Source organism: Pseudomonas sp. THAF187a (genome assembly GCF_009363395.1).
GTDB lineage: Bacteria > Pseudomonadota > Gammaproteobacteria > Pseudomonadales > Pseudomonadaceae > Aquipseudomonas > Aquipseudomonas khazarica.
In genome coordinates, this window is record NZ_CP045349.1 from 1614544 (window position 1) to 1635712 (window position 21169).

Annotated in this window: 19 protein-coding genes; 9 read left to right on the forward strand and 10 right to left on the reverse strand. The window is 66.9% G+C overall.

What is annotated here, in order from left to right; genetic code table 11:
• Positions 1 to 120: 120 nt before the first annotated feature.
• Positions 121 to 1356: an RNA polymerase sigma factor gene (locus FIV02_RS07530; protein WP_152488257.1), complete on the forward strand. Its 1236-nt coding sequence runs from the start codon at positions 121 to 123 to the stop codon at positions 1354 to 1356.
• 138 nt (positions 1357 to 1494) lie between these two features.
• Here the strand turns inward: FIV02_RS07530 and rapA are convergent, their stop codons facing one another.
• Positions 1495 to 4338: an RNA polymerase-associated protein RapA gene (gene rapA, locus FIV02_RS07535; protein ID WP_152488258.1), complete on the reverse strand. Its 2844-nt coding sequence runs from the start codon at positions 4336 to 4338 to the stop codon at positions 1495 to 1497.
• A gap of 324 nt (positions 4339 to 4662) precedes the next feature.
• Here rapA and FIV02_RS07540 point away from each other — a divergent pair, with 324 nt between their 5' ends.
• Genes FIV02_RS07540 through FIV02_RS24795 form a run of 3 tightly spaced genes read left to right on the forward strand, consistent with a single transcriptional unit; the run spans position 4663 to position 5748 of the window.
• Positions 4663 to 4956, forward strand: a complete 294-nt coding sequence (locus tag FIV02_RS07540) for a hypothetical protein (protein WP_037048908.1) — start codon at positions 4663 to 4665, stop codon at positions 4954 to 4956.
• Positions 4957 to 4990: 34 nt separating this feature from the next.
• On the forward strand, positions 4991 to 5590 hold the full coding sequence (locus tag FIV02_RS07545; RefSeq protein WP_152488259.1) for an alpha-ketoglutarate-dependent dioxygenase AlkB: 600 nt from the start codon (positions 4991 to 4993) through the stop codon (positions 5588 to 5590).
• The gene (locus FIV02_RS24795; protein WP_167494330.1) at positions 5587 to 5748 is read left to right on the forward strand and encodes a hypothetical protein; all 162 of its coding nucleotides are present in this window, start codon (positions 5587 to 5589) and stop codon (positions 5746 to 5748) included. The genes FIV02_RS07545 and FIV02_RS24795 overlap by 4 nt, the downstream gene beginning before the upstream one ends.
• 13 nt (positions 5749 to 5761) lie before the next feature.
• Here FIV02_RS24795 and FIV02_RS07550 read toward each other — a convergent pair whose 3' ends face one another.
• The 4 genes from FIV02_RS07550 to FIV02_RS07565 are packed head-to-tail and all read right to left on the reverse strand — an operon-like array spanning position 5762 to position 9368.
• A complete protein-coding gene (locus FIV02_RS07550) occupies positions 5762 to 6847 on the reverse strand; it encodes an ABC transporter permease (protein ID WP_152488260.1) in 1086 nt (361 codons plus the stop codon).
• Entirely contained in the window at positions 6844 to 7782 is a 939-nt protein-coding gene (locus FIV02_RS07555) for an ABC transporter ATP-binding protein (protein ID WP_218571703.1), read from the reverse strand. Before FIV02_RS07555 ends, FIV02_RS07550 begins: the two co-directional genes overlap by 4 nt.
• On the reverse strand, positions 7775 to 8737 hold the full coding sequence (locus FIV02_RS07560; RefSeq protein WP_152488261.1) for an HlyD family secretion protein: 963 nt from the start codon (positions 8735 to 8737) through the stop codon (positions 7775 to 7777). Before FIV02_RS07560 ends, FIV02_RS07555 begins: the two co-directional genes overlap by 8 nt.
• Positions 8727 to 9368, reverse strand: a complete 642-nt coding sequence (locus tag FIV02_RS07565; RefSeq protein WP_152488262.1) for a TetR/AcrR family transcriptional regulator — start codon at positions 9366 to 9368, stop codon at positions 8727 to 8729. The genes FIV02_RS07560 and FIV02_RS07565 overlap by 11 nt, the downstream gene beginning before the upstream one ends.
• Before the next feature lie 262 nt (positions 9369 to 9630).
• On the opposite strand from FIV02_RS07565, the gene ccoM reads away from it, so the two are divergent.
• From ccoM to FIV02_RS07580, 4 genes are all read left to right on the forward strand, one after another.
• Positions 9631 to 9747 carry a cytochrome c oxidase subunit CcoM gene (ccoM, locus tag FIV02_RS25100; protein ID WP_017361612.1) on the forward strand — a complete coding sequence of 39 codons (117 nt, stop codon included), beginning with the start codon at positions 9631 to 9633 and terminating at the stop codon, positions 9745 to 9747.
• A 209-nt stretch (positions 9748 to 9956) separates the two neighbouring features.
• Positions 9957 to 11945, forward strand: a complete 1989-nt coding sequence (locus FIV02_RS07570; RefSeq protein ID WP_152488263.1) for an FUSC family protein — start codon at positions 9957 to 9959, stop codon at positions 11943 to 11945.
• Positions 11932 to 12135 (forward strand): DUF1656 domain-containing protein, encoded by a 204-nt coding sequence (locus FIV02_RS07575; RefSeq protein WP_152488264.1) that lies wholly within the window; start codon positions 11932 to 11934, stop codon positions 12133 to 12135. The genes FIV02_RS07570 and FIV02_RS07575 overlap by 14 nt, the downstream gene beginning before the upstream one ends.
• 10 nt (positions 12136 to 12145) lie before the next feature.
• Positions 12146 to 12997 carry an HlyD family secretion protein gene (locus FIV02_RS07580; RefSeq protein WP_152488265.1) on the forward strand — a complete coding sequence of 284 codons (852 nt, stop codon included), beginning with the start codon at positions 12146 to 12148 and terminating at the stop codon, positions 12995 to 12997.
• Between the two features lie 650 nt (positions 12998 to 13647).
• Here the strand turns inward: FIV02_RS07580 and codA are convergent.
• The 5 genes from codA to FIV02_RS07605 form a co-directional block, all read right to left on the reverse strand.
• The gene (gene codA, locus FIV02_RS07585) at positions 13648 to 14883 is read right to left on the reverse strand and encodes a cytosine deaminase (protein WP_134676297.1); all 1236 of its coding nucleotides are present in this window, start codon (positions 14881 to 14883) and stop codon (positions 13648 to 13650) included.
• 12 nt (positions 14884 to 14895) lie between these two features.
• Positions 14896 to 16119 (reverse strand): PucR family transcriptional regulator, encoded by a 1224-nt coding sequence (locus FIV02_RS07590; protein WP_152488266.1) that lies wholly within the window; start codon positions 16117 to 16119, stop codon positions 14896 to 14898.
• Positions 16116 to 17387: a cytosine permease gene (codB, locus tag FIV02_RS07595; protein ID WP_150608770.1), complete on the reverse strand. Its 1272-nt coding sequence runs from the start codon at positions 17385 to 17387 to the stop codon at positions 16116 to 16118. Before codB ends, FIV02_RS07590 begins: the two co-directional genes overlap by 4 nt.
• A gap of 207 nt (positions 17388 to 17594) precedes the next feature.
• Positions 17595 to 18065 (reverse strand): MaoC family dehydratase, encoded by a 471-nt coding sequence (locus tag FIV02_RS07600; RefSeq protein WP_047587550.1) that lies wholly within the window; start codon positions 18063 to 18065, stop codon positions 17595 to 17597.
• Positions 18062 to 19012 (reverse strand): alpha/beta hydrolase, encoded by a 951-nt coding sequence (locus tag FIV02_RS07605; RefSeq protein ID WP_152488267.1) that lies wholly within the window; start codon positions 19010 to 19012, stop codon positions 18062 to 18064. Before FIV02_RS07605 ends, FIV02_RS07600 begins: the two co-directional genes overlap by 4 nt.
• Positions 19013 to 19229: 217 nt before the next feature.
• On the opposite strand from FIV02_RS07605, the gene fadD2 reads away from it, so the two are divergent.
• Positions 19230 to 20918, forward strand: a complete 1689-nt coding sequence (fadD2, locus tag FIV02_RS07610; protein WP_037048861.1) for a long-chain-fatty-acid--CoA ligase FadD2 — start codon at positions 19230 to 19232, stop codon at positions 20916 to 20918.
• Positions 20919 to 21169 lie beyond the last annotated feature (251 nt).

Genomic DNA, 21169 nt, shown 5'->3' on the forward strand with positions numbered 1-21169 from the left:
CTATGCCCAGCGCGACCCTGGCTGCCAATGCAGCGGGTGCCAAATGGAGGGGCGGATCGTGCCGAGGCTCGACGCCGCCGGCAGGATTGGGCAACGTATGCACCTGCCCTGGAGACGCGCATGTCGATATCGCCCCCCATCACCGAGCTGATCGAACGCCTGTACCGCGACGAGTCGCGCCGTGTGCTGGCGACGCTGATCCGTCTGCTGGGCGACTTCGACCTGGCCGAAGAGGCCCTGCACGAGGCGTTTCGCAGTGCGGTGGAGCAATGGCCGCGTGAGGGCGTGCCAGACAATCCGCGAGCCTGGCTGGTGTCCGCCGGCCGCTTTCGCGCCATCGACAGCCTGCGGCGGCAACGCCGCTTCCAGCCCCTGGACGAGCGGATCGACGTGCCGGGCGAGGACGATGCGCAGGAGGTCGAGCTGCTGGAAGACGATCGCCTGCGGCTGATCTTCACCTGCTGCCACCCGGCGCTGGCCAGCGACGCACAGGTGGCGCTGACCCTGCGTGAGGTCTGCGACCTGAGCACCGAGGAGATCGCCCGCGCATTCCTCTCCAGCCCCTCGACCCTGGCCCAGCGTATCGTGCGGGCCAAGGCAAAGATCCGCGACGCGCGCATTCCTTACGAAGTGCCGGGGCGCAACGAGCTGCCCGAGCGCCTGGAGGCGGTGCTGCGGGTGATCTACCTGGTCTTCAACGAAGGTTACTTCGCCAGTTCCGGCGATTCGCTGACCCGCAGCCAGCTGTCCGATGAGGCCATCCGCCTAGGCCGGCTGTTGCTGGAGCTGCTGCCCGAGCCGGAAGTGCAGGGGCTGCTGGCGCTGATGGTGCTGCACGAGTCTCGACGCCAGGCGCGCAGTGCTGCCGATGGCGAGGTGATCCTGCTGGAGGCGCAGGACCGCAGCCTGTGGGACCGCGAGCTGATCGCGGAAGGCGAGGCGCTGGTGTTGCAGGCCCTGCATTCCCGTCGCTTCGGGCCCTACAGCCTGCAGGCGGCGATCGCTGCGGTACATGCCGAGGCGGCCAGCCTGGAGGAGACCGACTGGGCGCAGATCGTTGGCCTGTATGACGAGCTGCTGCGGCTGAATCCGTCGCCGGTGGTCGCCCTCAACCGGGCCGTGGCCCTGGCCATGCACGAGGGCGAGGAAGTCGGCTTGATGGAGGTCGAGCGCCTGCTGGCCAGCGGCGAGCTGGATGGGTACCACCTGCTGCATGCCGCACGGGCCGACCTGCTGCGGCGGCTGGGGCGCACTGATCAGGCCATTGCGGCCTATCGCCAGGCCCTGGCGCTGGCGCAGCAGGGGGCGGACCGGCAGTTTCTGCAGAAGCGGCTGGAGGAGTTGGGCAGCCTGTAGGGCGCACCCGAGAGCCAGTCAGTCCGTAGCCCGGATGCGATCCGAGGACTCATGTTGGCGAGCGTTCCCGGATTGCATCCGGGCCAGTGTGCTGGCGCAGGGGGCGCATTGCGCACCCTGCGCCGGGACGAGGCCGTGTCAGCCCGCTACCAGCACGCGGATCGCTTCCAGGCGCAGGGCAGCCTTGTCGAACATCGCCAGGCTCTGTTCGCGCTGCTCGCGCAGGGCGGCCACTTCACTGTCGCGCACGTTGGGGTTGACCGCGCTGAGCGCGACCAGGCGCGCCAGTTCCTCGTCCAGCTCGGCGACCAGGCGCCGCTTGGCTTCGGCCACGCGCTCGACATGGCGCGGCATGATCTTGGCCTCGGCATCGTTGATCTGCTTGGCCAGCACGTCGCGCTGAGCCTGGACGAACTTGTTGGAGCTGGCCCGTGGCACGCTTTCCAGCTGGTCGTTGAGGGTCTCGAAGCCGACCTTCGGCGCCAGGTCGTTGCCGTTGGCATCGAGCAGACAGCGCAGTGCGGCCGGCGGCAGGAAGCGTCCGAGCTGCAGCTTGCGCGGGCCGACCACTTCACTGACGTAGAGCAGTTCGAGCAGCACGGTGCCGGGCTTCAGCGCCTTGTTCTTGATCAGCGCGACGGCGGTGTTGCCCATCGAGCCGGACAGCACCAGGTCCATGCCGCCCTGCACCATGGGATGCTCCCAGGTGAGGAACTGCATGTCCTCGCGGGCCAGGGCCTGGTCACGGTCGTAGGTGACGGTGACCGCCTCGTCGTCGCCGAGGGGGAAGCTGGCATCCAGCATCTTCTCGCTGGGGCGCAGGATCAGGGCGTTGTCGGAGTGGTCTTCGCTGTCGATGCCGAAGGCGTTGAACAGCTCTTCCATGTAGATCGGCAGGGTGAACTGGTCGTCCTGTTCGAGGATCGCCTCTACCAGCGCCTCGCCTTCGCCGGCGCCGCCGGAGTTCAGTTCCAGCAGGCGGTCACGGCCGCTGTGCAGCTCGCCTTCGAGGCGGATGCGCTCTGCGGTGGCCTCGTCGACCAGTTGCTGCCACTCGCCGTCGTCGGCGTTCTCCAGCATCGGCAGCAGGCGCGGGCCGAACTGATGCTGCAGGGCGTTGCCGGTCGGGCAGGTGGCGAGGAAGGCGTTGAGCGCCTGGTGATACCACTGGAACAGGCGCTCCTGCGGGCTGTTCTCCAGGTACGGCACGTGCACCTGGATGCGGTGCTTCTGGCCGATACGGTCGAGACGGCCGATGCGTTGCTCGAGCAGGTCCGGGTGGGCCGGCAGGTCGAACAGCACCAGGTGATGGGCGAACTGGAAGTTGCGGCCTTCGGAGCCGATCTCGGAACAGATCAGCACCTGCGCGCCGAATTCCTCGTCGGCGAAGTAGGCGGCGGCGCGGTCACGCTCGAGGATGCTCATGCCCTCGTGAAACACCGTGGCCGGGATGCCGGAGCGCACGCGCAGGGCGTCTTCCAGGTCCAGCGCGGTCTCGGCGTGGGCGCAGATCACCAGCACCTTGAATTTCTTGAGCATCTTCAGGTTGTCGATCAGCCACTCGACGCGCGGGTCGATGCGCCACCAGCGCTGCTCGTCGTCGATCTCGTCCTGGGCCTGGTAGCTGACTTCGGGGTACAGCTCGGCATGCTCGCCCAGCGGCAGCTCGAGGTACTCGTCCGGGCTCGGCAGCGGGTAGGCGTGCAGCTCGCGCTCGGGGAACCCCTGTACTGCGGCGCGGGTGTTGCGGAACAGCAGGCGGCCGGTGCCGTGGCGGTCGAGCAGCTCGCGCACCAGGCGCGCACGGGCTTCGTCGTCGCCGCCGTCGATGGCATCGAGCAGCTCACGGCCTTCGTCGCCGAGGAAGCCGCCGATGGCATCGCGTGCCTGGGCGCTGAGGCTGTCCTGATCGAGCAGCTCCTGCACCGCTTCGGCAACCGGGCGGTACTGGCTGCTTTCGGCGCGGAAGGCCTCCAGGTCATGGAAACGGTTGGGGTCGAGCAGGCGCAGGCGGGCGAAGTGACTGTCCTGGCCGAGCTGTTCCGGGGTGGCGGTGAGCAGCAGCACGCCGGGGATGACCTCGGCCAGCTGCTCGACTAGGGCGTATTCGGGGCTGACGCGCTCCGGGTGCCAGACCAGGTGATGCGCCTCGTCGACCACCAGCAGGTCCCAGCCGGCGGCGAACAGCGCGTCCTGGGCCTTCTCGTCGTCCTTCAGCCACTCCAGGGCGACCAGCGCCAGCTGGCAATCCTCGAAGGGGTTGCTGGCATCGCTTTCCATGAAGCGCTCGGCGTCGAACAGGGCCACGTCGAGGTTGAAGCGGCGGCGCATCTCCACCAGCCACTGGTGCTGCAGGTTTTCCGGCACCAGGATCAGTACGCGCCCGGCGCGCCCGGAGAGCAGCTGGCGATGAATCACCAGGCCGGCCTCGATGGTCTTGCCCAGGCCCACTTCGTCGGCCAGCAGTACGCGCGGGGCGATACGGTCGGCCACTTCGCGAGCGATGTGCAGCTGGTGCGCGATCGGCTGGGCGCGGGCGCCACCGAGCCCCCAGAGGGACGACTGTAGCAGGCGGCTGTTGTGTTCCAGGCTGTGGTAGCGCAGGGCGAACCAGGACAGCGGATCGATCTGGCCGGCGAACAGGCGGTCGCTGGCCAGGCGGAACTGGATGAAGTTCGACAGCTGGGTTTCCGGCATGGTGACCGGCTGATGCTGGGCGTTGAGGCCGTGATAGACCAGCAGGCCGTCGATGTCCTCGACCTCCTGCACGGTCAGCTTCCAGCCTTCGAAATGGGTGATCTCGTCACCCGGTGCGAAGCGCACGCGGGTCAGCGGGGCATTGCGCGTGGCGTACTGGCGGGTTTCGCCGGTGGCCGGGTAGAGCACGGTGAGCAGGCGGCCTTCCTCGGTAAGGATGGTTCCCAGACCCAGTTCCGCTTCGCTGTCACTGATCCAGCGTTGCCCCGGTTGATATTGCGCCATGCCTGTCTGTCTCCCGCGTGAAAAAGCCGGCTATGGTAACGGATGCCGCGCCACGGCCAAAGCGCTCGTGGCACTATCGCAGTGCCCGTCAGTCGAAAGTGTAGTGAGCACCGGCTAACAGGCCGTCGAAAAACGCAGGCGAGGCAGCCAGCGTAAGGCAAGAACAGGCGAGAAGCGGAGTTTGCCTGCTGTAAGTGAGCATTTTGATCGGGCTCGCGCACGAGCCTGTTTTTAACGCAGCAATGGCAGCGCTGGTAGCCTTTCAACGGCCTGCTAAAGTCGCGGATGACGGGGCCGACAGCCTTACAAAGGAGGTGCTGTTGCATGCTGCCACCGATCCCCCACAGCCTGGTGCCGGTCACTGCCTCGCAGGACGTGATCAAGCCCAAGCCCGAGATTCCACCGGTGACCCCGGCCGAGGAGAGCGCCAAGGAGAGTGCGCTGAGCCTGGACAAGCGGCACCCGCAGGAAGCCGAGGAACTGCTGCGCGAAGAGCAGCGCCGCCGCCAGCGGCGAGGCTACACCCCGGAGCAACTCGCCGAGGCCGAGCCGGAGGAGATGCAGGAGGCGCTGGGTGATCTGCCACGGCAGGGGCTGTGGGTGGATGTGGAAGTCTGAGACACTCCTTTCATTTCTTGCTGTGTAGATCTTCATGCTGTTCGCCGACCCGTTATCCGCTATCGCCGATGCCGAGCTGGACTACCTGCCTGGCTGGGTGGACGCGGCGCTGGCCGAACGCTGGCTGCAGGCGCTGGTCGAGCAGACGCCCTGGCAGCAGCCTGAGCTGTTCATCCATGGGCGTTACCACCGCACGCCGCGCCTGACCGCCTGGTATGGCGAGCCCGAGGCACGTTATCGCTATTCCGGGAAGGTGCACGAGCCGCTGCCGTGGACGGCGCTGCTCGACGACATCCGTCAGCGGCTCATGGCCGAGGTGGGGCAGGCGCTCAACGCCGTGCTGCTCAACTACTACCGCGACGGCCAGGACTCCATGGGCTGGCACAGCGACGCCGAGCCCGAACTGGGGCGCGAGCCGCTGATCGCCTCGCTCAACCTGGGCGGCAGCCGGCGCTTCGACCTGCGCCGCGTGGGCGCCACGCGCATCGAGCATTCGCTGACCCTGGAGCATGGCTCGCTACTGGTCATGCGCGGGCCGACCCAGCATCATTGGCAACATCAAGTGGCGAAGACGCGCCAAGCCTGCGCGCCGCGCCTGAATCTGACCTTTCGCCTGATCCGGTTTCCGCTATGAGCAATGACGAAAAACTGATCGACTTCGCCGCCGAGCGCGACAAGCGTATCCACGACCTCAACGACAAGCGCCTCAACGACATGCGTCAGGTCTTCGAGCAGGTCCTGCCGCTGGGCAAGGGCAAGAAGAAGTCGAAGAGCAAGCCGAAGAAACGCTGAGCCGCCAGCCTGCTCAGTCCAGGCGCTTGCGCACGCGGGATACCGCGATCACCAGCATCGCCAGGGTGAAGACGCTCAGTGCCAGCACCTCCACCCAGAGTTCGGCCAGGGTCGCGTTGCGCAGCATGATGCCGCGCGCCAGGCGCAGGAAATGCGTCAGCGGCAGCACCTCGGCCAGCCACTGCGCGGCCTTGGGCATCCCGGCGAAGGGAAACATGAAACCGGACAGCAATATCTGCGGCAGGAAGGTGAAGAAGGCCATCTGCATCGCCTGGAACTGACTGCGCGCCAGCGTCGAGATGAAGACGCCAAGGGTCAGGCTGGCGAAGATGAACAGCAGTGACGCCGCGTACAGCGCCAGCAGCGAGCCGCGCACCGGCACGGCGAAGAGTTGCCAGCCGACCAGCAGGACGACCGTCACCTGCACCAGGCCGATGCCGACGAACGGCAGCACCTTGCCCAGCGTCAGCTCCCAGGGCGAGACCGGCGTGGTGATGAGCATCTCCATGTTGCCGCGTTCGCGCTCGCGCACCAGGGCGATGGCGGTGAACAGCACCATGGTCATGGTCAGGATCACGCCGATCAGGCCGGGCACGGTGTTCAGGGGCGCCAGGCGTTCGGGGTTGTAGAAGTTCACCACTGTCATCGACGGCGTGGCGTGCCAACCGGGTAGCGGGTAGCTCGCCAGTTGCCGCGCCGAGGCCTGGACCACCTGGTCGGAGCCGTCGACCACCAGTTGCAGGGGCGTGCGCTCGGGGTTGGGGCGGGCCAGGCGCGTCTCGAAATCGGCGGGGATGACCAGCGCGGCGCTGATCTCGCCCTGCCGCAACAGCGTCTGCAGTTGCTGTTCGCTCGACAGCCGGTAGCGCAGGTCGAGCACCTGGCTCGCGCCGATCTCGGCCACCACTTCGCGCGAGTGGGCCGTGTTGGCCTGATCGAGCACGGCGCTGGGCAGGCCGCGCACGTCGAGATTGATGGCATAGCCGAACAGCACCAGCTGCATGACGGGGATGCCGACGATCATGGCGAAGGTCAGGCGGTCGCGGCGCAGTTGGCGCAGTTCCTTGAGCACGATGGCAGCCAGTCGACGCAGGTTCATGGCTTTGCTCCCTGAATGTCGGGGCGGCGCGTCACGGCGACGAAGACATCCTCCAGATTCGCTTCGGTCGCGCGGACCCGTGCCTGCACGCCAGCCTCGGCCAGACGCCGTTCGACCTGCTCGCGGGCATCGTCGGTGGCGCTGAGCAGACGCAGCGAGGCGCCGATCTGCGCGCTGGCATAGATCGCCGGCAGGCCTTGCAGCGCCCGTTGCGCCTGGCGCGGCTGGGCGCATTCCACCAGCAGCGGTTGTCCGGGCAGGCGCGCCATCAGCTCGGCGGGGCTGCCGTCGGCGACCAGTCGCCCGCTGTCGAGTATGCCCAGGCGCGTGCAGCGTTCGGCCTCGTCCATGTAATGGGTCGAGACCAGTAGGGTCGTGCCGGCTTCGGCCAGCTCGAACAGCGAGTCCCAGAATTCCCGGCGCGACTGCGGGTCGACGGCGCTGGTCGGTTCGTCGAGCAGCAGCAGGTCGGGCTCGTGCAGCACGGCGCCGGCCAGGGCCAGGCGCTGTTTCTGGCCGCCGCTGAGGGTGCCGGACAGGCGGTCACGCAGGTCGCCCAGCCAGTAGCGCTCGAGCAGTTCCGCGACCCGTCTGCGTGCCTGCGCCCGCCCCAGGCCCTGGATGCTGGCGAGAAAGTCGAGGTTCTCGGCCACCGTCAGGTCCTCGTACAGCGAGAATTTCTGCGTCATGTAGCCGATGCGTCGCTTGAGCGCTTCGGCATCCTGCGGAATCCGGTAGCCCAGCACCTCGATCTCTCCCGCGCTGGGCAGCAGCAGACCACAGAGCATGCGGATGGTGGTCGACTTGCCGCAGCCGTTGGGACCGAGGAAGCCGAACACCTCGGCGCGTTCGACGCGTAGGTCGAGGCCGTCGACGGCGGTCAGATCGCCGAAGCGCTTGCTCAGGCCGCTGGCGCGGATCACCGTCTCACTCATCGTCGCTTCGCTCCGCCTGCAGCGGCAGGCCGGCTGGCAGATCGCGGGCTTCGTCACCCAGCAGCACGGCTTCGGCGCGGTAGGTCAGGCGGCTGGCGTCATCACCGTTGAGGGCGTAGTAGGGGGTGAAGCTGGCTTCGCTGGCGATGCTGCGGATGCGTGCCTGCAGCGGTCGTTCATGACCTTCGACCCGGACCCGCAGGGTAGCGCCGACGGCCAGCGTCGGGCGTACCGAGGCGGGTACGAACAGGCGCGCATAGGGCGCCTCGCCGACCAGCAGGCTGACCAGTTCCGCGTTCATCGGTGGCTGATCGCCGGGGTGGAACGGCAGGGCGTCGACACGACCGGCGCGCGGCGCGTGCAGGCTCAGGTGCTCGCGGTCCAGGCGCAGCCGCTCCAACTGCGCGGTGGCGGCTTCGACGGCGGCGCTGGCCTGTTCGACCTGCTCCGGGCGGGTGCCGTTGGTCAGTTCGCGCAGGCGGGCGGCGCTGGCCTCGCTGGCGGCCACCAGGCGGTCGCGGGTGGCGCGGGCGCGGTCACGCTCGGCCACGGCCACCTGGCCACGGGCATACAGGGCGCTGATGCGGCGTTCGTCGCGCACGGCTTCGTCACGTTCGGCCCTGGCCTGCTGGAGGCTGGCGCTGGCGGCCTGGATCTGTTCGATACGTGCGCCGTTGCTCAGCTCTTCCAGACGGGCGTTGGCCTGGTTCAGCTCGGCCTCGGCCTGACGGACGCGGGCGTCCAGCCGGCGCGGGTCGAGCTCCAGCAGCAACTGGCCGGACACGACCTGCTCGCCTTCGCTGACCTTCCACTCCAGCACGCGCTCCGAGACCTCGGCAGGCAGGCCGATGCGGTCCCACTCCAGGGTGCCCAGCAGCGGTTGCTGCGCCGGTTCGTTGCAGGCGGTCAATGGCAGCACGAGCAGCAGGCAGAGCAGTCGTCGATCAATGGCCATCAGGTACCTCCAGTCCATGGGCGAACAGCGCCAGGGTGTGCTCGACCATCCTCTGGTCGGCGATCTCGGCGCTGGCGAAGATGCCGCGCCAGAGCGGAGCGGCGGCGTAGGGCAGCATGGTGGCGCCGATCAGCGAGACCACCAGCAGGCGAGGGTCGATGCCGTCGTGCAGCTCGCCGCGTTGCTGCGCCGCAGCGAAACGCTGGGCCAGGCGCAGCGGCAGCAAGGGAGCGATGCGCTGGGTCAGCAGGCTGCGCAGGGCGCCCCCTTCGGTGAGCACTTCCCGCGCCCACAGCTGCGGGAGCCAGGGATGTTTCGCCACGATGGCCGCCAGTTCGGTGACCAGCGTGCGGACCTGTTCCAGCGGGGTATCGCCGGCTTGCTCCAGGCATCCGGCGAGGCGCTCGAACTCGGGCATCAGGCGCTCATCGATCACTGCTTGGGTCAGCTTGGGCTTGTTGCCGAAGTAGTAGTGGATGAGTGCCGGTGTCACCTGCGCGGCCTCGGCGATGCCGCGCAGGCTGCTGGCCTGGATGCCCTGCTGGGCGAAGCGTTGGCAGGCAGCGTCGAGCAGGCGTTCGCGCTGCTGCGCTTCACCGCTGGGACGACCTGGAGTGCGTGGGCGGGGCATGGCTGGAAGGTCCTGGAAAATTATTAATTAAACACTCAATTAATTTTTGTGCAAGCGCCAGCCGCGATGTCGACGAGCGGGGCGCCGGCCCTCTGCAAGGGGCACTGGCGCGCTGCGTTGGGGTGGTTTCGTTGACCTGGATCAGTTTCCCGGGCAACCGCCTGGCGAGGGGGTGGCGAGCATTGATCCAGATCAATGGTGCCGGGGCTGGCGCTGATAACGTGAAGCCATCCCAGACAGACAGGCACAACAGGAGGCAGCCATGTTCGTCGATACAGTGGTTCTCGCCGGAGTCGGCACCGTTCTTCTGATGGTCGCGTTCTTCGGGGGTGTTGGTTACTTCATCTGGAAGGATGCTCACAAGCGCAAGCAGAGCTGATCCTTCCGGTCAACTGGGCACGCAAGGCAATTCGGGCGACTTCGGTCGCCCATTTTTTTGCCTGTCATTCCGGTTGACGGTCTCCTGGCAGGGAAAGTTGGGCAGGGGGGGCTGGACGAAATTAGATAGCTAGCTAATAATTGGCTTTGTTTGGCTGCTCGCTCGAGCCGTCGTCTATCTTCAAATCGTCACGTTCCGAATCCCTGTCCATGCGAGATTCCCTGCAGGCTTTCCTGGCGCCCAGTGCCCAGGCTGTTCAGTTCGCCGTCAAGACATTGCTTGGCGGCGGGCTGGCGCTATGGCTCGCGCTGCGGCTCGGCCTCGAACAGCCGCAATGGGCGCTGATGACGGCCTTCATCGTCGCCCAGCCGCTGTCCGGCATGGTGGTGCAGAAGGGCCTGGCGCGGTTGCTCGGCACCATGGTCGGCACCTTCATGGCCGTGGTGATGATGGCCCTGTTCGCCCAGACACCCTGGCTGTTCCTGCTCGCCTTCGCCCTGTGGCTGGCGCTCTGTACCGCCGTTTCGACCATGCTGCGCAGCGCCTGGGCCTACTCCTTCGTCCTGGCCGGCTACACGGTGGCGATCATCGGCCTGCCGGCCATCGGCAAGCCCCATGTGATCTTCGACGAAGCCATCGCCCGCTCCACCGAGATCTGCCTGGGGCTGGTCTGCGCCACGCTGAGCAGCGCCCTGCTCTGGCCGCAGCGGGTCGAGCGGCAGCTGGTACAGCAGGCGCGCGACACCTGGCTGGCCGGCGTCAAGGCCGTGTGCCAGGCCCTGGCCGGGGAGGAGGGCGACTCGCGCCAGGGCCTGCTGGAAGTGCTGGCGCGTATCGTCGCCGTGGACGCCCAGCGCGAACATGCCTGGTTCGAGGGCGAGCGGGGGCGCCAGCGGGCCATCGCCCTGCGCGTACTCAGTCGCGACCTGCTCGGCATGCTGCGCCTGGCCCGTGGCGTGGCTCGGCAATGGCGACAGCTCGGTGCCGACGAGGCGCAGCGGGTAGTGCCCTGGCTGCAGGAGGTGCAGGCGCAGTTGCAGGCACAGCCCGGGGAACTCTCCGAACTGCTCGCTCGCCTGCGCGAGGCGGCGCTGGACGAGACCCTGAGCGCCACCCAGCAGCTGTGCCTGGAGCGCCTGGCCGTTCTCCTGCTGCGCGTCGCTGAGGCTCGTCGCGCGCTGCAGGCGGTGGAGCAGGGCCAGGCACCGGAGGATGCGCCGCGAGCGCTGTCCTGGCACTACGACTGGCAGACGGCGCTGGTCTATGGCGCGCGCAGCGGCCTGACCTTTCTGGCGCTGGCCGCATTCTGGATGGCCACCGGCTGGACCCACGCGATCGGTGCAATGCTGCTCGGCGCGGTGGTCTGCAGCCTGTTCGCTCGGCTGGAGGCGGCACCGGCAATTGGCATGATGTTCCTGCGCGGCATTTTCTATGCGCTGCCGGTGGCGTTCTTCGTCGGGCAGATCCTGATGCCGCAGATCGACGGTTTCCCCATGCTCGCCCTGGCGCTCGGGGTGCCACTGTTCTTCGGCGTCCTGGGCATGGCCAAGCCAGCGCTGGCGGCGACCTCGACCTCGTTCTGCCTGCACCTGATCGTGCTCTGCCTGCCGCCGGCCGGTGTCGGCTATGACGTGGCCTACTTCCTCAACGAGGCCCCCGGCATGCTGCTGGGCGTGGGCTGTGCGGTGCTGGCCTTCAAGCTGATCGGCCTGCGTGACCCGGTGTGGCATGGCCGGCGCCTGATGCAGGCCATCCTGCTCGATCTCGGCCGCCTGACCCGGCGTGACCTGGGGCGTGCGGAGAACTGGTTCGGCGGGCGCATGGCCGATCGCCTGTTGCAGCTGGCGCGGCACTACCCGGCACGACCGGACCGTGCGCGCAGCCGCTGGGACGATGGTGTCGCCGGGCTCGATCTGGGTGACGAGCTGCTGCACCTGCGCACCTGCCTGGCGCATGTCGACGCCGACCTGACGCAGGCGCAACAGCGTTTCCTGCAGCAGCTGGACGAGGTGCTGGAGCGGGGCCCGACGCCGGGCCGTCGGGATGCGCTGGATGCGCCCGCGACCGAGCTGCGCCAGGCGCTGGCTGCCCTGGCGCCGAGCATCGAACGGCGCCTGGCCGATGCCGCCCTGTCGCAATTGCAGAACGGCTGGCGCCAGTGGTGTCACCTGAGAGGAGAAGCCCATGGGCTTGCATGAGTGGTCGCTGGGCGGCGTGTTGCTGAGCCCCATGGCGATCTACGCGGTATTGGCGCTGCTGCTGACCGGCGCGTTGCGCCTCGGCTTGCAGCGCATCGGGCTGACGCGCTGGATCTGGCACGAGGCCCTGTTCGACTGTGCCCTATATGTCTGCGTCCTGGCGGCCGTGATGGCCGTCCTGGCGCGTTGAGGAGAGAAGCATGCATTCGACCATTCGTGTCGGTATCACCCTGGCCATGGTGGCGGCGGCGATCTTCGCCGGCTCGTGGATCTGGCAGCACTACATGTATTCGCCCTGGACGCGTGACGCCCGGGTGCGCGCGGATGTGGTGACCATCGCCCCGGACGTGTCCGGCTGGGTGCTCGAACTCAAGGTGCGCGACAACCAGCAGGTCAAGGCCGGCGACCTGCTGATGACCATCGACCGCGATCGCTACCAGGCTGCGGTGGAGAAGGCCCAGGCCGTGGTGGACATCCGCCGCCAGCAGCTCAGCCTGCGTGAGCACGAGGCGTTGCGCCGCTCGCGTCTGGGCGCCAAGGCGATCAGCGCCGAACTGCTGGACAACGCCAAGATCAGCGCCGAGATGGCGCGTGGCGAGTACCGCGAGGCGCAGGCCGACCTGCGTATCGCCGAGCTGAACCTGGCGCGCAGCGAAGTGCGTGCACCACGCGATGGCCAGGTGACCAACCTGGTGCTGGCGCAGGGCAACTACGTCAAGGCCGGGCAGGCGGTGATGGCCCTGGTCGACACCCGGTCGTTCTACGTGCAGGCCTATTTCGAGGAAACCAAGCTGCCGCGCATCCAGGTCGGCGCGCCGGTCGAGGTCTGGCTGATGGGCGGCACGGACGAGATTCGCGGTGAGGTGGAGAGCATCAGCCGTGGCATCACCGACCGCAACGCCAGCCCGGATGGGCAACTGCTGGCGGATGTCGAACCGACCTTCAACTGGGTGCGCCTGGCGCAGCGCATTCCGGTGCGCATCAAGCTGACCAGCCTGCCCGAAGACATCGCCCTGAGTGCCGGCATGACCGCCAGCGTACGGGTGGAGTAGGGCGCTCTCGCAATTGTAGGAGCGGCTTCAGCCGCGAGCTCTTCATGGGGTGTCGCGGCTGAAGCCCCTCCCACGGTACCGCTGTTGCGTGCCTGGGTCCGCAGGGTGGACAACGCGAAGCTTGTCCACCGTCTGGGCGTGGTCGTTGTCGCCTGGGTATCGCTTCGTTCGACGGCCGGCTACGGGGTGATGCGCTGGTGGATGGATGGAGCGTCATCCACCCTACGGCGAGGTGCGTAGGGTGGACAACGCGAAGCTTGTCCACCGCTTGGGCGCGGTTGTTGTCGCCTGGGTATCGCTTCGCCCGACGGCCGGTTATGGGCTGATGCGCTGGTGGATGGATAAAGCGTCATCCACCCTACGGCGAGGTGCGTAGGGTGGACAACGCGAAGCTTGTCCACCGTCTGGGCGTGGTTGTTGTCGCCTGGGTGTCGCTTCGCTCGACGGTCGGCTACGGGGTGATGCGCTGGTGGATGGATAGAGCGTCATCCACCCTACGGCGAGGTGCGTAGGGCGGACAACGTGAAGCGTGTCCACCGCCTGGGCGCTGTTCCTGGCGCCTGGGTGTCGCTTTGCGCAACGCCCGGCTACGGGGTGATGCGCTGGTGGATGGATGGGGCGTCATCCACCCTACGTGCCAAGGAACGTGATCAACTGCGTTCGATGCTGGCCGGGGTACGCCGCATCAGCACCTTGCCGTGGCGCACCGACACCAGTGCGTGGCCCTGGCTGCGCACCATCTCGTAGTCGTCCGGTGCCGAGAGAATCAGCAGGTTGGCCGGGCGGCCGATTTCCAGGCCGTAGCGTTCGCCCAGGTTCAGCGCGCGCGCCGAGTTGTCGGTGATCAGGTCCAGGCTGCGCTTGAGGTCGTCGTAGCCGAGCATGTGGCAGATATGCAGGCCGGCCTCGAGGATGCGCAGGATGTTGCCGTTGCCCAGCGGGTACCAGGGGTCGACGATGGAGTCCTGGCCGAAGCAGACGTTCATCCCGGCGCGGTCGATCTCGGCCACGCGGGTCAGGCCACGGCGTTTCGGGTAGGTGTCGAAGCGGCCTTGCAGGTGGATGCTCTCGGTGGGGCAGGAGACGAAGCTGATGCCGCTCATCTTCAGCAGGCGGAACAGCTTGGAGCAATAGGCATTGTCGTAGGAACCCATGGCCGTGGTGTGGCTGGCGGTGACGCGCGCGCCCATGCCACGCACGCGGGCTTCCTCGGCCAGCACCTCGAGAAAGCGCGACTGCGGGTCGTCGGTCTCGTCGCAGTGCACGTCCACCAGGCAGCCGCTGCGTTCGGCCAGCTCCATGAGGAACTTGATCGACGACACGCCCTGGTCGCGGGTGTTCTCGAAGTGCGGGATGCCGCCGACCACGTCGGCGCCCAGTTCGATGGCCTGCTCCATCAGGGCGCGACCGTTCGCGTAGGACTCGATGCCTTCCTGGGGGAAGGCGACGATCTGCAGGTCGATCAGGTGGCGGGTTTCCTCGCGCACTTCGAGCATGGCCTTGAGCGCCGCCAGGGTCGGGTCGGTGACGTCGACGTGGGTGCGTACGTGCTGGATGCCGTGGTCGACCAGCATGTCGATGGTCTTCTTGGCGCGGGTCTTGGTGTCTTCATGGGTCACCAGTGCCTTGCGCTCGGCCCAGCGCTCGATGCCTTCGAACAGCGTGCCGCTCATGTTCCAGGCCGGCTCGCCGGCGGTCAGCGTGGCGTCGAGGTGGATGTGCGGTTCGACGAATGGCGGCACTACCAGGTTGCCGGCCGCGTCGAGGTCGTCCGCCGCCGGGGTGGCACTGGCGGTCTGGATGTCGATGGCGGCGATCTCGGCGCCGTTCAGGGTGATGCGGTACAGGCCGTCGCGGCCACGCAGGCGGGCGTTGTGGATGATCATGCTGGGTTCCTCTCAGGCAGGCGACGACAGGCGCCGGATCAGCAGCGCGACGCTGATGTTCAGGCGGTCGTGCGGGGTATCGAAGGAGCAGCCGGTCAGCGCTTCGATGCGCTGTAGACGGTAGCTCAGGGTATTGCGGTGGACGTTCAGGCGCTGCGCGGCCAGGGCCAGGTTGCCGTTCTCGGCGAACCAGGCCTCCAGCGTCGGCATCAGCACCGGCTGGTGGCGCGAGTCGTCGCCGATCAGCGGGCCGAGCACGCGCTCGACGAAGCGGTCGAGCAGGCTGCGATCGCGGATCGCGCCCAGCAGCTCCAGCACGCCCAGCTCGTTGAAACTGCACAGCCCCAGGCGCTCCGGGAAACGCTGCGCCACGGCCAGTGCCTGGCGCGCCTCACCCAGGCCCTGGGCGAAGCGCGGGGCGTCGCAGCCGGCGCTGCCGAGGCCGAGAAACAGCCGCAGCGGGCCGAGTTGCGGGCGCAGCTCGTCGAGCAGTGCGGTCATCACCTGGCGGTTGCGCGCTTCATCCTGTGGCGTGGGGCAGGGCAGCAGGGCGATCCAGTGCCGGCCCTGGCTGACCAGTGGCAGCGCCTCGCCACGCTCGCCCAGGCTCTGCTCCAGGCGTCGTTGCAGCAGTTGCTGGCGGCTCTGCAGCTGGCGCTCGGCGTCTTCGCCGGCCAGGTCGCCGAACAGCTGCTCGCTGCCGTCGAGGCGCAGCAGCGCCACCTGACGCGGCACGTGCAGCGCCAGGCCGAGGCTGTCGCCGCGCTGCAGGAGCAGGTCCAGCGACTGGTAGTCGCCATCGAGCACCTGCTCCAGCACGTGCTGGCGCGAGCGGCCCAGTTGCTGCGCATGGACCAGCGCGGTGCCGATGGCCTGGGTGACCACCACCATCTTCAGGGCATAGGGCTGCTCGATCAGCGGCAGGCCCAGGCGCTCGGCCTCTGCGATCACGCTGGGCGGGATCACCTGGATGTATTCGGCGCCGGTGAGGATGACCATGCCGGCGACGATGCGCTCGTGGCCCTCGCGCACCAGACGCAGCAGGTTGGCTTCGTCGCGCGGATGGTTGATGCCGGTGACGAAGATCAGTTCGCCGCCCATCACCCAGTCGGCAATGCCCTCGTTCTCGGCCACGTAGGGCCAGCGCACGGCATTGTCGCGTCCGGCCTGGCCTGCACGCAGGCGCATGCTGGCCAGATCCGGCAGGGCGAGTACGTCGGCGACGGTCAGGCTCACGCGCCGGCGACCTGCTGACGGCCCGCCAGTGCCTTGTTCAGCTCGAACAGTGCGACATAGGCCAGCGCCGCCACCGCGATGCCGACCAGTGGCGCGACCCAGGGCGAGAAGTAGGCGCTCAGCGCACCGATCAGGTAGGCGCCGAGGCCGACCCAGTTGAAGGCCGGCAGGCGGGCGTCGGCCAGTTTCGGGTAGCGTGCGCGGTGAGCGTAGAAGTAGTCGGCCATGATCACGCCGCCAATCGGCGGGATGATCGAGCCGAGCAGGATCAGGAAGGGGATCAGCAGTTCGTACATGCCGCCGATGGCCAGCAGCGTGCCGATGCCGGCACCGGCCAGGGTCACGGTCTTGCGCTTGCCGGTGCGCAGCAGGTTGCAGCCGGCGGCGGCGAAGTTGTAGATGGTGTTGTCCTGGGTGGTCCACAGGTTGAGAAACAGCATGATCACGGCGGCCATGGACAGACCCTGCAGCACCAGCACCTCGACCACGTCCGGTTGCTGGTAGACGATGGCACCGTAGGCACCGGCGACGATCATCAGGCCATTGCCGATGAAGAAGCCGAGCAGGCTGGCCAGCACCGCGACGCGGCCGCTCCGGGCGAAACGGGTCCAGTTGGTCGCCTGGGTGGCGCCGCTGACGAAGGTGCCGAACACCAGGGTGATGGCCACGCTCAGGCTCATGCTTTCGGACGGCTCCACTGCCAGCAGCCCGGCGAGGCCGCCGACGTCACGGGTGGCGATCCACAGCGACGCCACCAGCAGTACCAGCATGGCCGGCACGGCGACGCGCGAGAGCAGGTCCAGGCCCTTGTAGCCGACGAAGGCGGTGAGGCAGAAACCGAAGCCGAACAGCACCATCAGCGGGATGGTCAGGCCCTCCGGCAGGCCGAGGATCTTCACCAGGACGATGGCGACGGTCGCCGTGCCCCAGGCGTACCAGCCGATCTGGGTGAAACCCAGAAGCATGTCGGACAGCTTGCTGCCCACTTCGCCGAAGCAGAAACGCCCCATCAGCACCGAGTTCAAGCCGCTGCGGCAGGCGATGAAACCCAGTGCGGCCGCGTACAGGCCCAGCAGCAGGTTGCCGATTACCGCTGCCCAGAGCAGGGTGGTGAAGTCGAAGGCCATGCCGATCTTGCCGCCGGCGAACATGGTGGCGGTGAAGAAGGTGAAACCGAACAGCAGGATGGCGGTGGAGAACAGCCCCTTGCGGGCGCCGCTGGGGACCTCGCTCAGAGGGTAGTCGCTATCGGGGGTGGCGTTGCTCATGGACCTGGCTCCGGTAGGGGGGTAGGCCTTGGCGATAGCAGGGGACGTGCCAGAGTCAGCGGGCATGGCCGCTTGGCGAGCTAGTCAAAGGGGTTTGTGCAATGTGCACAAGGAATTGCACTTCTGGAGTGCCAGATCGCTCAAGGCTTGTGAGTGTAGAACAAAAGTGGTGCGCGGCGCTGCTGCCGCGCACCAGTGTGCAGCGGATCAGGCGACGGTCACCTGCGGCATCGGCGGCATGGTGACGGTCTGCTCGGCGCCCGGGGCGAGCACTTCGGCTTCGCCGTCGACCACTTGCTTGCCGTCCTGGTTGAACACGCGGGTGGCGATGCGCACGCGGTTCTTCGGCAGCTTCTCCAGCACTTCCAGTTTCACGGTCAGGGTGTCGCCGAGTTTCACCGGACGGGTGAACTTCAGCTGCTGGCCGAGGTAGATGGTGCCCGGGCCTGGCAGGTTGCAGGCGATGGCGGCGCTGATCAGCGCGCCGGTGAACATGCCATGGGCGATGCGCTCCTTGAACATCGTCTCGGCGGCGAAGGCGGCGTCCAGGTGTACCGGATTGTTGTCGCCGGACACGGCGGCGAACAGCTGCACGTCACGTTCTTCCACCTGCTTTTCGAAGCTGGCCTGTTGGCCGATTTCGAGCGCCTCGTAGGGGATGTTGGTTACCTGGGTCATGAACACTCCTGAGTGGGCTTGCGACCGTGGCTCAATGCCTGTTGCAGCCAGTCGATCAGATGGGCGGTGACCTCGTCGCGGTTGCTCTCGTTGAGCAGCTCGTGGCGGGCCTCGGGGTAAAGTTTCAGTTGCACGTCGCGCACGCCGGCCTCACGCAGGGCGCCAGCCAGGTCACCCAGGCGCTTGCCGTCGCTGACCGGATCACGCGAGCCGCCGATGACCAGCAGCGGCAGGTCGGCATCGATCTGCGCCAGGTTGGCGGGGGGCGTGATGTGCTGCAGGCCGTCGAGCAGGTCGCACCACAACTGCGTGGTGCAGACGAACCCGCACAGCGGATCGGTCACGTATTTGTCCACTTCCGCCGGGTCACGGCTGAGCCAGTCGAAGGCGGTGCGGTTGGGCTTGAACGCCTTGTTGAACGAGCCGAAAGAGAGAAAGTCGATGACCTTGCTGCGGCCTTTCGCGCCCAGGCGCCAGCGTTCGAAGCCGGCGATCAGGCGTGCCGCCTTGTACAGCGCCACGGGCTGGTAGTTGGAGCCGGAAAGCACGGCGCCCTGCAGGCTGCAGCTGTGGCCCATGAGGTAGGCGATGCCGATGTAGCTACCCATGCTGTGGCCGAAGAGGAAGATCGGCGTGTGCGGATGCTGCTGGCGAATGTGGTGATTGAGGGTGGAGAGGTCGCCGACGACCTTGCTCCAGCCGTCCTCGTCGGCGTAATGCCCCAGGGTGCCGCGTTCGGCCGTGCGGCCATGGCCGCGCTGGTCCAGGGCGTAGAGGGCGAAGCCCGCCGCCACCAGGGCTTCGGCCAGCCGTTCGTAGCGCAGGCTGTGCTCGGCCATGCCATGGGTAAGCATGACCATCGCACGGGGTGGCTCATCGCCGTACCAGTGGTTGACGTGCAGCGGCAGGCCGTCGCTGGCGTTGAGGGTGAAGGCGTCGTGGCGCATGGCGAATCCTTGTGCCGAAGGTTGGCGGCATTGTGCACCTTGCTCGTCATCAGGCAAAGCGTCGCGGTTTATTCGCGAATGCCAAAGATCGGTTACGAATCGCTACATTTATTGCGAAATTCAGCCCATCAATGACGCCTTCGAGCTATTTGCGGTTCAGCTCTAAGCTGCTACTTTCCGGCCAGTCAGATCACTTCAGGGGAAGAGGACAAGAACAATGCAACCTGATTTCTGGAACGACAAACGCGCCCCTGGCGTGCCCAACGATATCGACCTGTCCAGCTACAAGTCGGTGATCGAAGTCTTCGAGCGCTCCTGCAAGCGTTTCGCTGACCGCCCTGCCTTCAGCAACCTCGGTGTCACGCTGACCTACGCCGAGCTGGACCGTCTCTCCGCTGCCTTCGCCGCCTACCTGCAGAAGCACACCGACCTCAAGCCGGGCGACCGCATCGCCGTGCAGATGCCCAACGTGCTGCAGTACCCGATCGCCGTGTTCGGTGCCATGCGCGCCGGCCTCATCGTGGTCAACACCAACCCGCTGTACACCGCGCGCGAGATGCGCCACCAGTTCAAGGACGCCGGCGTGCGTGCGCTGGTGTACCTGAACATGTTCGGCAAGCTGGTGCAGGAAGTGCTGCCGGACACCGAGATCGAGTACCTGATCGAAGCGCGGATGGGTGACCTGCTGCCGAGCCTCAAGGGCTGGCTGGTCAACACCGTGGTGAAGAAGGTCAAGAAGATGGTGCCCGACTACCACCTGCCGCAGGCCATCGCCTTCAAGCAGGTGCTCAGGCAGGGGCATGGCCAGGCGCTGGCGCCGGTCACCGCCAGCCACGAGGATGTCGCCGTGCTGCAGTACACCGGTGGCACCACCGGCGTGGCCAAGGGCGCGATGCTCACGCACGGCAACCTGGTGGCGAACATGCTGCAGGTCGATGCCTGCCTGTCGCAGCTCGGCCCGGACGGCACGCCGCTGATGAAGCAGGGCCAGGAGATCATGATCGCGCCGCTGCCGCTGTACCACATCTATGCCTTCACCGCGAACTGCATGTGCATGATGGTCAACGGCAACCATAACGTGCTGATCACCAACCCGCGCGACATCCCCGGTTTCGTCAAGGAACTGGGCAAATGGAAGTTCTCCGCCCTGCTGGGCCTGAATACCCTGTTCGTCGCGCTGATGGATCATCCCGAGTTCAAGAACCTCGATTTCTCCCACCTCAAGGTCACCAACTCCGGCGGTACCGCACTGGTCAAGGCCACCGCCGAGCGCTGGCAGCAGATGACCGGTTGCACCGTGGTGGAGGGCTACGGCCTGACCGAGACTTCACCGGTCGCCAGTACCAATCCCTATGGCGACAAGGCGCGCCTGGGCACTGTCGGCATTCCGGTGCCGGGTACCGCGTTCAAGGTGATCGACGACGAGGGCAACGAGCAGCCCCTGGGCGATCGTGGCGAGCTGTGCATCCAGGGGCCGCAGGTGATGAAGGGCTACTGGCAGCGCGAGGAGGCCACGGCCGAGGTGCTGGATGCCGACGGCTGGTTCAAGACTGGCGATATCGCCGTGATCGACCCGGATGGCTTCGTGCGCATCGTCGACCGCAAGAAGGACATGATCATCGTCTCCGGCTTCAACGTGTATCCCAACGAGATCGAGGACGTGGTCATGGCGCACCCGAAGGTCGCCAGCTGTGCGGCTATCGGCGTGCCGGACGAGAAGTCCGGGGAAGTGGTCAAGCTGTTCGTGGTGCCGCGCGATGGCGGGGTGACCGTGGAAGAGCTCAAGGCCTACTGCAAGGAAAACTTCACCGGCTACAAGGTGCCCAAGCACATCGTGTTCAAGGACGCCCTGCCGATGACGCCGGTGGGCAAGATCCTGCGTCGCGAGCTGCGCGACATCGCCTGAGCCGAAACCTCTCCCCTGGGTCGGGGGAGAGGTTTTCCCGCCTCTGTCCGCCAGCACGGCGGAGCATTTGTTGTGATTTGGTAACCACCAGCAGGGTGGCATGCCTCGTTTCGTCGAGCCCAGCACTGTGCCTGATGCCTGTTCAGGTTAGGCTCTGCGCGCTGCAAAAGCCGAGCTAGAGGCCTTTGTTCAATTCTCAGAGCGAAAGTTGGGTTGTGACTGGATGGTGTTTTCTGGTCATTTTTCTGACT

What these genes read in the sequence shown, in the direction of transcription:
- FIV02_RS07530 (WP_152488257.1), top strand. Translation starts at nt 121, where the DNA reads ATGTCGATATCGCCCCCCATCACCGAGCTGATCGAACGCCTGTACCGC.
- rapA (WP_152488258.1), bottom strand. Translation starts at nt 4,338, where the DNA reads ATGGCGCAATATCAACCGGGGCAACGCTGGATCAGTGACAGCGAAGCG.
- FIV02_RS07540 (WP_037048908.1), top strand. Translation starts at nt 4,663, where the DNA reads ATGCTGCCACCGATCCCCCACAGCCTGGTGCCGGTCACTGCCTCGCAG.
- FIV02_RS07545 (WP_152488259.1), top strand. Translation starts at nt 4,991, where the DNA reads ATGCTGTTCGCCGACCCGTTATCCGCTATCGCCGATGCCGAGCTGGAC.
- FIV02_RS24795 (WP_167494330.1), top strand. Translation starts at nt 5,587, where the DNA reads ATGAGCAATGACGAAAAACTGATCGACTTCGCCGCCGAGCGCGACAAG.
- FIV02_RS07550 (WP_152488260.1), bottom strand. Translation starts at nt 6,847, where the DNA reads ATGAACCTGCGTCGACTGGCTGCCATCGTGCTCAAGGAACTGCGCCAA.
- FIV02_RS07555 (WP_218571703.1), bottom strand. Translation starts at nt 7,782, where the DNA reads ATGAGTGAGACGGTGATCCGCGCCAGCGGCCTGAGCAAGCGCTTCGGC.
- FIV02_RS07560 (WP_152488261.1), bottom strand. Translation starts at nt 8,737, where the DNA reads ATGGCCATTGATCGACGACTGCTCTGCCTGCTGCTCGTGCTGCCATTG.
- FIV02_RS07565 (WP_152488262.1), bottom strand. Translation starts at nt 9,368, where the DNA reads ATGCCCCGCCCACGCACTCCAGGTCGTCCCAGCGGTGAAGCGCAGCAG.
- ccoM (WP_017361612.1), top strand. Translation starts at nt 9,631, where the DNA reads ATGTTCGTCGATACAGTGGTTCTCGCCGGAGTCGGCACCGTTCTTCTG.
- FIV02_RS07570 (WP_152488263.1), top strand. Translation starts at nt 9,957, where the DNA reads ATGCGAGATTCCCTGCAGGCTTTCCTGGCGCCCAGTGCCCAGGCTGTT.
- FIV02_RS07575 (WP_152488264.1), top strand. Translation starts at nt 11,932, where the DNA reads ATGGGCTTGCATGAGTGGTCGCTGGGCGGCGTGTTGCTGAGCCCCATG.
- FIV02_RS07580 (WP_152488265.1), top strand. Translation starts at nt 12,146, where the DNA reads ATGCATTCGACCATTCGTGTCGGTATCACCCTGGCCATGGTGGCGGCG.
- codA (WP_134676297.1), bottom strand. Translation starts at nt 14,883, where the DNA reads ATGATCATCCACAACGCCCGCCTGCGTGGCCGCGACGGCCTGTACCGC.
- codB (WP_150608770.1), bottom strand. Translation starts at nt 17,387, where the DNA reads ATGAGCAACGCCACCCCCGATAGCGACTACCCTCTGAGCGAGGTCCCC.
- FIV02_RS07600 (WP_047587550.1), bottom strand. Translation starts at nt 18,065, where the DNA reads ATGACCCAGGTAACCAACATCCCCTACGAGGCGCTCGAAATCGGCCAA.
- FIV02_RS07605 (WP_152488267.1), bottom strand. Translation starts at nt 19,012, where the DNA reads ATGCGCCACGACGCCTTCACCCTCAACGCCAGCGACGGCCTGCCGCTG.
- fadD2 (WP_037048861.1), top strand. Translation starts at nt 19,230, where the DNA reads ATGCAACCTGATTTCTGGAACGACAAACGCGCCCCTGGCGTGCCCAAC.